Origin of the sequence: Pseudovibrio sp. Ad26 (assembly GCF_001623285.1) — a bacterium.
GTDB lineage: Bacteria > Pseudomonadota > Alphaproteobacteria > Rhizobiales > Stappiaceae > Pseudovibrio > Pseudovibrio ascidiaceicola.
This window is the reverse complement of the sequence record NZ_LMCE01000035.1, coordinates 15,739-29,169: the sequence shown is the minus strand read 5'-3', so window position 1 is coordinate 29,169 and position 13,431 is coordinate 15,739. Positions and strand designations below refer to the sequence as shown.

Below are 13,431 nucleotides of genomic sequence, written 5' to 3'. Positions count from 1 at the left end.
AGCTTTAAGGGCTTTGCCCTCACGTGACCTAGATCGTCGCTCGCCTGACCACAATCTTTCCTCGCCCTTAGGGCTGCGGGAGACTATGGACAGCCTCTCTTCTCACTAGCTCCCGCACACCCGTTTACTTGGCAAGGGAAATGAAACGGACCTCATTGAGACGGAGTGAACAGCATGGTTTTTGCAAGCCGTTCAAGTCTCTTGATCACAAGGGAGCACAACATGAATGCCAAGATCCTCACATTTCCAACAAAGCAGTCAGCAATCAACCGCGCTGAAGTCATCTCTTTTTCTGAGGTGCTGGAGGCAGCTTGGGATGCTTCATTGGAGGCTACATTGGAGTTTGTTGAACAGAACGGCGATTATTTTGAGGAAGGTGGTGCCCATGTTATGTTTGCTGATCTCAATGCCCCGTTTGTGCGCCTTCTGAAAGTCAAAGGAGTAGGGGAGGCCATGAGCACAGGAGAATGGAAAGTCTCGCTGTTGCTGGGACTGCCTTACAAATCGCGGTGTGTCTATGAAGCGGGTTGCAAGGCTTTTGTCGAAGAGTTGAAGCTTCGCAATATCTCAGCTCGTGTTGTCACGTTTGCTAAGGATGAAGAGCGGTTTTAAGTGGAATCGTGCTGCTTGAGAATGCCATATTAGCGTCTCTGATTAGGGGCCTCCAAGGCTAACGGTGGCCCGCAAGAAAAGACCAGAGGCATGAAGCAACCTTGCGATGCTTTTCGCAACGGGTTTTCTTATGTTCAACCCGCACTGTTCAGGCTTGCTCTTGGGCTACAAGAAAAACGTAGGATTTTCTTGTTCAGCACTGGTGTGAGCCTACAGTCGAACCGCAATTTTTGACCAGTTGCGGACATTCAGCCTAAATCTTCGTGCTTCCAGCCAGTACGTGACTTCAACTATAAGTCGACTTTGGCCAGCATGTTACTGAATGACCATTGCTGCCATTCACGCTAACTCCGAGACCAATCCAATTGGAGGTTTGCTTATGGCGTTCAGAGAATGCACTAAAATACTTCGCAAATGTCGAGAGCTCGAAATGCTGCATGATACGCTTGCGCGTTAATGAAAAAAGTATTTCTTATATCGTCCTGAAAATGCAGGCGTTGCATGGATATTTTCATATAGCTTGCCAGACTAGACTGATGTCAGAATTGAATATTTGCACTCAGTTTGCCGCCGTAGGCTTCATAGTCTGAAACTCCAATGCCATCGTAAAACCCTTCTCCTAAAACTCGAATTCCTGGAGATGGCATGACCAGCTCTGCCCCACCTTCTACTCTGGCTCGGAAGTTCTCATCAGCCGAAGCCAGTGTCGCGTCTGTAGGAATTGCGCTGACCAAGCGATTGAAATCGTAAATCCCTGACACAGATAGGAAAGGAGAGAACAAGTAGCCTGTTTCGCCCAGATAATCATAGGAGACACGTGGCCCGAATTCCAATCGACCAAGGGTGAAGGTCTGATCGGAGATTGTGTTTCCCAGTTGATCAATATACGCCTCTTGTTTCTCATAATAGTAGGTGAGGTTGGCAAACGGATTAAGTGTCATCTCATTCAGACTAAAATCTCCAGTTAAGCCAGCCTGGAGTAGTAATCGCTCTGTATCAAAATTATCCGTTCCCAGCCCCAGTGCGTCCACGTCATTGCTGGAACGGCCATATGTGGCTTGACCATTCATGTAGAGATTAGGTTGTAGGCGAAGAACCGCATAAGGGCCAAACATCCAGCCAACACCACTGGCTGAAGTGTTGGCTGTATTGTTGTCCTCCTCAGAAATATCCAGCTGTGTCAAAAAGCCGACAAGGAGTTCATCCTCATAACGGTAATCGACACCAACGAAAAACAAACCGTTGTTGCTTCCAAAATCATTGTTTTCGACGCGGATATAGGACCCCTGTGCCCAGATATCGAAGCCGGAGGGGGAATAGCTGTCATCTGATATTCCGCTATCAGAAACAAGACTGCTTATAGCTGATGAGGCTTCATGAGGTGTCGCAATTGCATCGGCAGCCCAGCCAAGCTTTAAATTTTGCTTGGGCGGTTCCATCTGGTCAAATCCGTTGGCAATACGAGTGGCCGCGTGTGAAGAATTATTTGTGTTAAGAGAAGTCAGCTTGTTCATAAAAGAGGCGTAGCTGAACTGGAATGAAGCCTGCTGACGTGATGAAGAAACATCATAAAAAAAGCTGTTCAAGCCTTTTTGCTGGCCAAACTTTCCGGTTCTTAACCTTTGTACCAGCCTTGGTTGTTCAGCAACGATTTGATTAGCCCGAGTTCCAACGAAAGCACCAATGACTGCTTTCGTGCGTGCGATGTCAGCGTTGCTGTCACGTGCATTCGTCAATGAAAAATCTGCTGAGGTTCCAATGCCAGAAACACTGGCTGCAACCACATAACTCCCCGCAATGCTGTTTGCTGCCGCGCTCAAACTCGCGACCCCAGCTGCATTGGTCGTAGCTGTTTGTGTAACAACCGTTAAGCTTGCACCAGAGGAGGGTGCTGAAAAGGTGATTGTTTCATTCGCAACAGGATTTCCACCTGCATCGGTAACTGTTACAACAAGCGGATCAGTGAAATTGCTTGAAATCTCGGTGCTTTGATTATTGCCTGAGGTCACAACAATCGAAGAGGGACCTGTTGTGTTCGAAAGAGAGAAATCAGCGGTCGTTGCAACACCGCTCACACTTGCTTCCACCACATAACTGCCACTGGCCGCATTGGCTGTTGCACTCAAACTCGCCACACCAGACGCATTTGTGGTTGCTGTTTGTGTCACAGAACTCAGGCTGGCGCCTGTCGTTGGCGCAGTAAAAGTCACAGTCTCACTGGCCACAGGGTTCCCCCCACTGTCGGTCACAGTCACAACAAGCGGATTTGTGAAGGTCGAAGAGATCGCAGTGCTTTGGTTGTTTCCGGAGGTGACGGAGACCGAAGAGGCAGCCCCGGCATCGTTGGTCAGAGAGAAATCAGCGGTCGTTGCAACACCGCTCACACTTGCTTCCACCACATAACTGCCACTGGCCGCATTGGCTGTTGCACTCAAACTCGCCACACCAGACGCATTTGTGGTTGCTGTTTGTGTCACAGAACTCAGGCTGGCGCCTGTCGTTGGCGCAGTAAAAGTCACAGTCTCACTGGCCACAGGGTTCCCCCCACTGTCGGTCACAGTCACAACAAGCGGATTTGTAAAAGCTGTCGAGAATTCCGTACTTTGATTATTGCCAGAAGTTACGGAAATTGCAGCGGGTACTCCGCCACTACTTGAGCCTGCAAGCGTTACAGTTCCGCCAGAACGGTTTACTGTGTAGGAAAAATTCTCGCTATTTCCATTGTGAGTTCCGGTAAGCGTGATTGTAGTGTCATCTGCAAGAGTATCCGGAAAGGCATTCGTTCCTGACACAACTGTTTGTGGTGTGCCGTTGATTGAAAGGGTGTTTACCCCCAATCCAACACTAGGAATGTCTGTACTCACAGCGATGATCACTTCATCCGTTGCGGGATTGAATTGAACAAAGAGTGCTTCATCATTAGTAGGTAAATTCGTTACGTTGCAGGTGTCCGCAGTCAAATTTACAGCAATTCCATTTATAGTGTTATCTGGAAAATCACAGCTAACAGCAGCAGTTGCAGGTGTGACAAGAAACAAGTTCAAAAATGTAATTACAAATAAAAAAAGGACAAATATATGAGTTAAAAATATTTTATTCGTACAATATAATTTGTTCTGAAGTTCCATCATGGAAATAAAAATTCCATTATCTAATGCAAGTCAAGAGATTAACTTGCCAAATTCATATCAAAATACTGATTCTTAGATGATGATATTATTGCTTCTTTTACAATTGTAAGTTTTATCGAGTTTTGGCAAAATTTCTTAAATAAAGAGAGTAGCGGCAATATTTTTTGAAATTGTTATTATGGTTTCTGGAGCGACCTCAGTATCAAGACTACCGAGCATGCTCTTCCTCTAGAAGTTGATGTAGCCCAACGTCCGGTAATGGTATGGACCGCCTGCTCCCCTAAGGCGCAGGCTCTATAGTGATCCTGTTCTCATGAAACCGGAGCAGTCCCATGACCACAGAACTTCTCTCAGTCGGCATCGACATTGGCAAAGACACATTGCACATCGTTGGGTTCAATGACGATGGTAGCTACGCTTTTCGGAAAAAGATCAGACGTCTGTCCCTCGTGGCTACGTTTGAGAAGTTGCCGCGCTGTATTGTGGGCATGGAAGCGTGCATGAGTGCGCATTTTGTCAGCCGAACATTGCGCAAACTGGGGTTCGATCCCCGTATCATCGCCGCCAAATACACCAAGCCTTTCGTCAAAGGCCAGAAGAACGATTACAACGATGCTGAAGCTGTGGCCGAGGCCGTGCTGCGGCCCAATTTGAATTACGTGCAGGAAAAGAGCCAGGATCAGCTCGATCTACAGGCTCTGCATCGGGTTCGATCCCGATTGGTCTCGCGTCGTACCGCCACCATCAACCAGATCCGGGGCTTCCTGTTAGAGCAAGGAATTGCGGTGCGTACAGGCAACAGCAGCTTGAGAAACTCTCTGTTCGCCATTCTCGACAAGCGCGCTGATGAGATTTCTCCGCGCATGCACGACATCCTGATTGGCCTTTATGAAGACTGGTTGTGGTTAGACGAACGCATCGATGCGACCAGTACCGAGATCGAACAGATCAGCAAATATGACGTTGGTTGCCAACTTCTGATGAGTATTCCCGGCATCGGCCCCATCATCTCCACCGCGCTGGTGGCCGCCATCGGCAACGGATCTGCTTTTCAACGCGGACGAGACCTTGGTGCCTGGTTGGGCCTGGTCCCTCGGCAGTACAGTACAGGAGATAAGCCCATCCTCGGCAAAATATCGAAAACCGGAAATCGCTATTTACGCATGCTGTTGGTGCAAGCGGCACACGTTTTAATGATGCGACCAAAACTTTGGCAGGACCTAAGCTTCGGAGACTGGCTGGAGCGGGCATCCAAGCGAATGCATAAGAATAAATTGGCCGTCGCCTTGGCCAATAAGCCGGCAAGGATCGCCTGGAGCGTATTGTACAATTGCACGGAGTTTGACAACCATACAACTGGCATGGAGGCGATCTAACCAGAACCTCCTTAAAAGTTCGCGACAGAGCATGAGCATGGAACGGAAGAAAGAACGCACCCAAAGGGCTCCGTTGCAACTTTGGATCATCGGCTGCATGATCCCTGTGTAGTGGGGGATTTGCAATGTCAGAGTTCAAGTATCGTCAGTTTCAGGGAGAGATCATTCTTTGGGCCGTGAGATGGTACTGTAAGTACGGCATCAGTTATCGAGACCTTGAGGAAATGCTGAAAGAGCGCGGCGTTGATGTTGACCACACCACCCTCTACAGATGGGTTCAGCACTACGCTCCGGAACTCGAAAAGCGGACCTTGTGGTATCAAAATCGGCTGTCGTTCTCTTGGCGTGTCGACGAAACATATGTGAAAGTTAAAGGTCAATGGAAATATCTGTTTTGCGCCATCGATAAGCGTGGTGATACGATTGATTTTCTGCTTACGGCCAGACGCGACAGTCAGGCGGCAAAGCGCTTTCTTTCCAAAGCCTTGAGGCGGTCAAAGCGTTATGTTCCCTTGAGGATCAACACAGACAAGAACCCCGCCTATGGCCTGGCCTTGGCTGATCTTAAACGGGAAGGGAAAGCCCCCGATTACGTGAAGCTGCGACAGGTGAAGTATCTGAATAACCGGCTTGAAAGCGATCATGGCAAGCTCAAACGGCTGATTAAACCAACGCTCGGCTTCCAATCGATGCGAACAGCGACAGCGACCATCAAAGGCTTTGAAGTCATGCGTATGTTTAAGAAGGGTCAGTTTGACAGCTGGATCCGCTCTGTCGGAGGTGGGACCGAAGTTTCCTTCATCAACCGGCTCTTTGGAATTCACGCCTGAATTGCGCCTAGGGGAAGGCTATTTGTGTCTTCACCCAAAAGATGCAACAGAGCCCTTCTGGCAGCACGGGGAGTTGTACTTTCCTACGAAACGATCCGGGACTGGGTGAATAAATTCGGGCATGTCTTTGCCGGTAAAATCAGGCGGGACCGGCCTGCGCCCAATGATAACTGGCACTTAGATGAGGTTTTGGTCAAAATCCATGGCGTCACTTATTGGCTGTGGCGTGCGGTAGACCGGAATGGTGATGTTCTCGACATTTTTGTTGCAATCTGGACGAAACACAAAAGCAGCCAAGCGCTTCTTTTATAAGCTTTTCAAACGCTGGGGCATGCCTCGCGTATTGGTCACGGACAAGCTTGGCTCTTATGGTGCTGCGAAAAAAGAGATCGCCTCAGATTTGGAGCACCGCCAGCACAAAGGCTTGAACAACCGGGCAGAAGCCTCTCATCGCCATATGCGGCGACGTGAAAAGGTTATGGGCCGTTTCAAATCTCCACGACATGCTCAGAGATTTCTATCTGTTCACGATCAAGTGGCTGCTCTCTTCCGCCCCAAACGCCACCGTCTTTCTGCCGCCTCATATCACCATGCGCGCGCTGATGCGTTCCGCTTGTGGAGCGACTACACGGCAGAATTGTGCGCATAAAGAACCTTTTAGCACCTTCTAACATTTAGATCAAAATAACCTGACAAAGCCATTCGTGCTTAACCAAAAACAGCAACACTGGAAAGGATCACCCGCAAAAGTTCTGTTTGCCGAGAGATATCCCCCTTGGAGAAGATTGAACGCAAGTGTGTGCGAGCTGTGTTTTTGGAGATGTTGAGCGTGCTGGCTGCATCATCGAGTGTTTTGCCAGCAGTGAGCAGGCAGGCGACCTCGGCTTCAGCAGAGGTCATGGCAAACAGTTTACGCAAAGCCAGCTTTTCGATCGGGGTGGAGTGATCAGGATCGCGGAGAATGATTACTGTCGCAACATCCTTATTCGACGTACCCTGAGCTCCTGTGCGTTTTATCAATATTCCAAGATCTCTTTTGTTAGAGGATCTACGTACAATGAGTGGTAACGAATCTTCGTGCTCTTCTTCAGGCTCAGGCCGGGCGCGCAAACAGGATTGCAAGTGTGTGTTTGTCTGCGGATCGTTGGCGGCAAGATTGGAACGAATGCGCATCAACCCATCTTTGGCGTCCAAAATGTCCTGCGCGATCTTGTTGGTCTGTAAAATCTTGCCGTGCTTGTTCAAGAAGATGGTTCCCACCGCCAGCCGGTCCAGGGTTGCAACATAAAAGCCATGCTCCACCTGCACACGCTGTTGCTGCTTTGCCAGGTTGTAGGCACGGCATAAATGGCGCAGCAGATCGGAGGCGGTCTGCTCAATCAGGTCATTTTTCACGCTCAAACCATGCAGATAAAGCCGGTATTGGCTGTCTGAGGTCGTACCATGTGTGATGATCGCATCGCAGGAGTTGGTCGACTTTTGCAGCTCAGCATTGTGGGTGGCCGTGTAAAACACCTGCCGGTCGCGTTGATGGCCTTCGAGGGATTGAATCTCCAAAACCAGCCAGCGGGCCTGAAGGACGGTGCGAATGATTTCCAGTACATGTTCGACGGAGCCGTCATTGCTCAAAATCTCATAGGTTTTCTCAACCGCGTCCAACTTCCGGCCTGTCAATGTATCTGTATGCGTCATGTCTCCCCCCATAACAGTGCAGTAACCTCCCTGGTTCGCTGCGTCAGATTGACGAATTTGTACAGTTATGACCAATAATAGACAATCCGTCAAATATTGGGCACTGCGTATAAAATTCGTCATATATTACAGGAAAGAGTCACTCCGAATCATCCTCATGGGTGAGGTTTGTAGCAGCAAACGCGGCCATACTCGCAGTTTCATTGGCCAATAAATGCTAGTCAAAGGATCTTTTATGCTTGATGCAGTCATTGTTTCGTATGCCAGAACTCCGGTAGGCAAGGCTTATAAGGGCGCTTACAACAACACGGAGGCCCCTTTGCTGTCAGGTCATGTGGTCCGCGAGGCGCTCAACAGAGCTGGTCTTTCCGGCGAGCAGGTCAGTGATGTGGTGATGGGCTGCTCTGCACAGCAAGGCACGCAGGGCTATAACATTGGTCGGTTGAGTGCGGCGGCAGCGGGCCTGCCCCATTGCGTGCCGGGCATGAGTGTGGATCGGATGTGTTCTTCCTCGCTGATGGCAATCTCAATCGCAGCGCGTCAGATCACCTTTGATGGCATGGAGTGTGTGGTTGCTGGGGGGGTGGAATCCATTTCCCTCACCCAAAATCAGCACAAGAACACCTACCGGTCCCGCTCTGTAGCGGTGACCGCGCAATCCCAGCACATGTATATGCCCATGATCGAAACAGGTGAGATTGTTGCCAAACGCTACAACATCACCCGGCAGGATCAGGATGAGTTTGCGCTGCAAAGTTATAACCGGACATTAGAAGCACAAGAGGCAAGCCGGTTTGACAAAGAGCTGGCTCCCCTTGCCACCTCCAAACGGATTGATGGGGAAGAAACCACCTATGAAACGGTGACGCTGACTCGCGATGAAGGGGTGCGCAAAACCAGTCTCGACCGGCTCACTGGGTTGCCCTGTGTCTATTCAGGGGGCGAGGTTATCAAGTCCGGGGAACATGTGACGGCGGGCAACTCCTCCCAATTGTCGGATGGGGCCGCGGCACTGGTTTTGATGAGCTCAAAAGCCGCCAGCCAAAACAGTCTCAAGCCACTGGGGGCCCTGATCGGTGTCAGCACGGTGGGCGTTGCGCCGGAGGAGATGGGCATAGGGCCTGCATTGGCGGTGCCTGCTCTGCTTAAAAAGCACGGTTTGAAAATACAGGACATTGGCCTTTGGGAGCTGAACGAGGCGTTTGCATCGCAAGCCCTTTACTGCCAAAAAGTTTTACAGATAGACCCTGAGCTGATGAATGTGGATGGCGGGGCCATTGCGATTGGTCACCCGTTTGGCATGACAGGTGCGCGACTGGCTGGGCACGTGCTGGCAGAGGGGCAGCGGCGTCAAGTGCGCTATGGGGTTGTTACAATGTGCGTTGGCGGCGGCATGGGTGTTGCTGGCCTGTTTGAAATCTACCAGTAACTAGTGCTAGTGATAGGGTTCATTTGAATGTCGGGGATTGTTGATGGTGAGCGGTGAACTTGAAGACCATGCCTTATCTGAGGGGGAGCTGTCGAACGAAGAAAGGCGGCCAGACACTTTGCGCAATGCGCTCATGCGGGATCAGATTCTGGATACCGCCGCGCATATGTTCGATGAAATCGGCTATGAAAAATGCGGTATCGCCAGTATCGCCAAGGAGCTGAATATCGGGCGCTCCACCATCTACTACTATTTCAAGGGTAAAGATGAAATTCTGGCAGATCTCATCGAGAAAGAAGCCCTTGAGCCGTCTTTGCGGCTGGAGCAGATTGCAACTGATAAAGACCAGACACCGTCCAGCCGATTGCGATCGGTTATCACAGACGGGGTTGTGCGCCGACTGACCAGCGGCGACAGGTTTGAGCTTCTGGCCCGGCTTGAAACCCAGATTCCAAAACGGCTGCTCGTGAACTACAACATATCCCGCCGGGCCATTTTTGATTTTCACGTGCGCTGCATCAAAGAGGGCATTGCCTGTGGTGAGTTTCGCGATGTGGACTGCAAGGTGACAGCCTTTGCGATCATTGGCATGGTGAACTGGACATTGCGCTGGTACCAGAGCAGCGGCCGTCTGGAGCCGCAAGAGATTGCTGAAATTATAGCAGATTATGCTCTGGCAGGGCTTTATACCAGCGCGCGAGTGCAACAGAACCAGACCAAGGCGCGTGATTATGTCGATAATATGCGCAAGGATCTGGACGCGATGGCCCTATTACTTCGATAAAGCTCATGATTTGGCCTTTAACAACCGTCTCCATCATCCAATTGCATGATGTTTATCTATGTGATCCTACGTAATCTGCTAGTTCTAGAGTGCACCGCTTATTAAAACGCCTCTCTTCAGGGTGAGGCACGGCGAGTTGTGGGAGGGACTATGCTCTATGAATTTGGGGTTATTATAGTTCGTGGCGTGGCGATCGGATCCTTGTTCGCCATCATCGCGATGAGCTTTAACATTGTTCACAATGCCACGCGCATATTGAATTTTGCGCAAGGCAATATTTTCATTCTTGGCGGCTTTGCCGTTTACTTTCTGGCGCAAAACAGCGGCCTACTGCATTGGGGGCTGATGGCGATTGTGGCCGGGTTTATCATTGCAGGGTTTTCGGCGGCCCAAGGCTGGCTCACACTGTGGCCGCTGCGCGAGGATAGCGCCAGCCAGGACAGCTGGATGATTTCAACCGTCTCAGTATCAGTGATAATTGCGGCTGTTTTGATGCTGGTTTATGGCCCGTTTGCCTATGCGGTGCGCGATCCGCTGCCAAAAATAAACCTGTTCGGTGTCACCACGCCCGGCGCATTTTTTGCTGCAATTCTGGCCATGTTCGTTTGCTACGGATTTTTGCAATGGTTTTTGAAGAAAACCCTGTCCGGGCTGGCGATCAGTGCACTCTCGCAAGATTATGAGGCCGCGCGCGCGGCTGGCCTGAATGTGAAACGGCTGCAACTCACTGCCTTTGCGATTTCTGGCCTGATTGTTGGCATCAGCGGCTTTGTGCTGGCTCCAATTGTCTCTGTCAGTCCAGATGCTGGGCTGCGCTATGTCATGAACGGCTTTATCGCAGCTGTTGTTGGTGGAATCGGCAACAACACTGGGGCTCTTATTGGCGGGCCTTTGATTGGGGTGATGGCCATGTTGACCGCCTATCAGATTGGTGGGGCCTATCAGGATTTAGGATCGCTGATCATTCTGGTGGCGATTTTGATGTTCTGGCCACAGGGGCTGTTTGGCAAAGCAACGGCGCGCAGGGTGTAACCATGGTAAGTCTCAACACACTCCCCCTTGAACACGATGAGAGCCTTGCTGGCCTTGGCGATGCTCCTAAACGTGAATTCAAATCGGATAAGCTGCAGTTCAAACTGGCGCTGATTGCCATTGTGATCACCGGGCTGGGGCCTGCCTTTTTGGGCAACTCCTATTGGGATCACACCTTTCAGCTGGTTCATATCTATCTGACAGTTGCAATCTTGCAGAACTTTCTGTTTGTGGATGCAGGCCAGAAGAGCTTTGGTCAAGGTGCCATATTGGGCATGGGAACCTATGGTCTCGCTCTAGGCTGCGGGGTTTACGGGCTCTCCTTTGGCGTTGGCATTGGCCTTGCCATGCTGTGCGCTACTTTGGGCGGATTGCTGTTTGCTTTGCCAGCCTTGCGGGTGCAGGGCTTTCATCTGGGCTTTGTCACTTTGAGTGCGGCAATTGTTTTCCCGCAGCTGCTGATTGAGTTCGACGAGTTCACCTATGGCATCAACGGCATCAGCTATTTTGTGCCCAGCTTGACCCAACCGGTCATCGGCCCCCTCTCCTATCTCAACATGCTGTTGACACTGCTGCCCCTTGGCGCAATCGGCCTGCACTATGGCTTGCGTAATATGCGTCTTGGACGGCGCATGCGCATTGCCGCAGAAAGCCGGGAAGCTGCGGGCTCGCTTGGCATCAGGCTGGGCTATATGCGCGCGCTGGCGTTTACCATCGTTTCTATCGGCACGGGTCTGGCGGGCGCGCTTTATGTACCTGTGGTGGGCTTCGTTTCCCCGGAAAGCTTTTTGATTGACCTGTCCTTCACGCTGTTTTTCATCGTGGTTGTTGGCGGGCGCGGGCAGATATTCGGGCCAATCGTTGGCATCTGGGTGATCTATATTCTGCCGCACGTTCTGCTGGTGGATTTTGTCGAGTATCGCCTGCTGATTTACGGTGTTGTCACCTTGTTCATCGTGCTGGCAATGCCAGATGGTCTGGTGGGCACACTGGATGGCTGGAGACGCAAAAAGCTCAGCGGGGCAAAACGCGGAGCGGGCTTTGACCTCAAGCCCTTCATGAAAGTGATGGACGGGCTCATCACCTCACAGGCCAAAACGAGAGGCACAGCCATTATCGCAACGCAGAATGTGGTGAAGCGGTTTGGGCATGTTGTGGCGCTTGATGGGGTGGATTTTGACCTGCATCGCGGCGAGATTCACGCGCTTGTTGGTGCAAATGGATCGGGCAAAACCAGCCTGCTCAATGTTTTATCAGGCTTCAGCCACATGACTGCCGGTTCCTATCTGATCAACGGGGTTAGTGTTGCCAGAAAGGCCCCGGCGCAAATTGCTAAGGCCGGGATTGGCCGCACCTTCCAAAAACCGCGCGTGTTCATGGAGCTGTCTGTCTGGGATAACATCCAGATCGGGCTGGATGCACGCAGCACGCCGCTGGACCCACAGCTGCAATCGCTTGCCAACTGGTATGAGGCGGCTTACGGGCAGGACAATCCAGCGCTGCTGGCCCATGGTCAGCGCAGGCTCTTAGAGGTGATCAGGGTGATTTTTGCCGGAGCAGATGTGTTGTTGCTGGATGAACCAGCTGCCGGCTTATCGGGCACGGAACGGGCGGAGCTTTCTCACCTATTGTTCCTCCTAAAAGAAAAACTACAGATCGCCATTGTGATTGTGGAGCACGATCTGGACCTTGTGTGGAACATTGCAGACCGGATCACGGTTTTGGAGACTGGCTCTGTGGTGGCAAGCGGGACACCGCAGGCACTGGCAACGGACCCTGCAGTCCAGCACCTGTTCATCGGAGGCGCGTATGCTTGAAGTCAACCAACTGGTCGCCGGGTATGGCAGCATTCCCGTGCTGCAGGATGTTTCCTTTTCCATCAAGCCGGGTGAGATTTTGCTGATTGGCGGAGAAAACGGCGCAGGCAAATCCACGCTCATGCGCGTGCTTGCCGGGTTCATCAAACCGACCTCCGGGTCAATCCTGTTTGAGGGCAACTCCATTGCCAACCTCGCCCCGGAGCAAGTGGCGCAAAATGGCCTCAGACTGGTGCTGGACGGGCACCGGGTGTTTCCTGAACTCAGCGTTTATGACAATTTGCGGCTGGGGGTGGCGGGCCTGCCGCATGTGCGATCTTCGTTCCAACAGATGGTGACGCAGATTTTTGATCTGTTTCCCAATCTGGCGGAAAAACGAGACGCTCTGGCCCATGATCTGTCTGGCGGACAGCAGCAAATTCTGGCGCTGGCGCAAGCCTTTGTGGCGGGGCCAAAGCTGCTGTTGTGCGATGAACCGTCCCTGGGGGTTGCCCAGGCTCTACTGCCGCCGATCCTATCATTCTTAAAGGACTGGGCCCAGCAGGGAACCGCGATCGTCATTGTAGATCAGCACATAAAAATTGCAGCTCCTTATGCAGATAATGCCCTGATCATGCAGCGCGGCGAGATTGTTTTGCGCTGTGAAGCTGATCAGCTGGACAGCAAAATGGCTGACTTTCACAAATCCCGCCAAAACAGTTACGTCCACGCTTAAAGTCGTCCATTAG

The 13,431-nt window shown here is 51.3% G+C and carries 10 protein-coding genes and 1 pseudogene; 9 read left to right on the top strand and 2 right to left on the bottom strand.

Going from position 1 to position 13,431, the window contains the following annotated elements; genetic code table 11:
• Nucleotides 1-222: 222 nt before the first annotated feature.
• On the top strand, nt 223-612 hold the full coding sequence (locus PsAD26_RS05765) for a hypothetical protein (protein ID WP_153041461.1): 390 nt from the start codon (nt 223-225) through the stop codon (nt 610-612).
• Nucleotides 613-1,151: 539 nt separating this feature from the next.
• On the opposite strand, the gene PsAD26_RS05760 is transcribed toward PsAD26_RS05765, so the two are convergent.
• Entirely contained in the window at nt 1,152-3,476 is a 2,325-nt protein-coding gene (locus tag PsAD26_RS05760; RefSeq protein WP_193758259.1) for an autotransporter domain-containing protein, read from the bottom strand.
• Between the two features lie 599 nt (nt 3,477-4,075).
• Between PsAD26_RS05760 and PsAD26_RS05755 the strand changes: the two genes are divergently transcribed.
• The 3 genes and pseudogenes from PsAD26_RS05755 to PsAD26_RS05745 all read left to right on the top strand — a co-directional run.
• Complete coding sequence (locus PsAD26_RS05755) at nt 4,076-5,119, top strand: IS110 family transposase (protein ID WP_063309642.1); 1,044 nt, start codon at nt 4,076-4,078, stop codon at nt 5,117-5,119.
• A 125-nt stretch (nt 5,120-5,244) separates the two neighbouring features.
• A complete protein-coding gene (locus PsAD26_RS05750) occupies nt 5,245-5,949 on the top strand; it encodes an IS6 family transposase (protein ID WP_063309641.1) in 705 nt (234 codons plus the stop codon).
• A gap of 54 nt (nt 5,950-6,003) precedes the next feature.
• Nucleotides 6,004-6,598, top strand: a pseudogene (locus PsAD26_RS05745) (IS6 family transposase); the annotation flags it as partial.
• 59 nt (nt 6,599-6,657) lie between these two features.
• Here the strand turns inward: PsAD26_RS05745 and PsAD26_RS05740 are convergent.
• On the bottom strand, nt 6,658-7,641 hold the full coding sequence (locus PsAD26_RS05740) for a LuxR C-terminal-related transcriptional regulator (RefSeq protein ID WP_057461753.1): 984 nt from the start codon (nt 7,639-7,641) through the stop codon (nt 6,658-6,660).
• A 235-nt stretch (nt 7,642-7,876) separates the two neighbouring features.
• On the opposite strand from PsAD26_RS05740, the gene PsAD26_RS05735 reads away from it, so the two are divergent.
• The 5 genes from PsAD26_RS05735 to PsAD26_RS05715 all read left to right on the top strand — a co-directional run bounded on the left by PsAD26_RS05735 (nt 7,877) and on the right by PsAD26_RS05715 (nt 13,418).
• Nucleotides 7,877-9,070, top strand: coding sequence for a thiolase family protein (locus tag PsAD26_RS05735; protein ID WP_057461754.1), 1,194 nt, complete (start codon nt 7,877-7,879; stop codon nt 9,068-9,070).
• 43 nt (nt 9,071-9,113) lie between these two features.
• The gene (locus PsAD26_RS05730; protein WP_063309639.1) at nt 9,114-9,854 is read left to right on the top strand and encodes a TetR/AcrR family transcriptional regulator; all 741 of its coding nucleotides are present in this window, start codon (nt 9,114-9,116) and stop codon (nt 9,852-9,854) included.
• 150 nt (nt 9,855-10,004) lie between these two features.
• Nucleotides 10,005-10,886, top strand: a complete 882-nt coding sequence (locus PsAD26_RS05725) for a branched-chain amino acid ABC transporter permease (RefSeq protein ID WP_063309638.1) — start codon at nt 10,005-10,007, stop codon at nt 10,884-10,886.
• Nucleotides 10,887-10,888: 2 nt separating this feature from the next.
• Nucleotides 10,889-12,703 (top strand): ATP-binding cassette domain-containing protein, encoded by a 1,815-nt coding sequence (locus PsAD26_RS05720; RefSeq protein ID WP_063309637.1) that lies wholly within the window; start codon nt 10,889-10,891, stop codon nt 12,701-12,703.
• Complete coding sequence (locus PsAD26_RS05715; protein ID WP_063309636.1) at nt 12,696-13,418, top strand: ABC transporter ATP-binding protein; 723 nt, start codon at nt 12,696-12,698, stop codon at nt 13,416-13,418. Before PsAD26_RS05720 ends, PsAD26_RS05715 begins: the two co-directional genes overlap by 8 nt.
• Nucleotides 13,419-13,431: the final 13 nt, after the last annotated feature.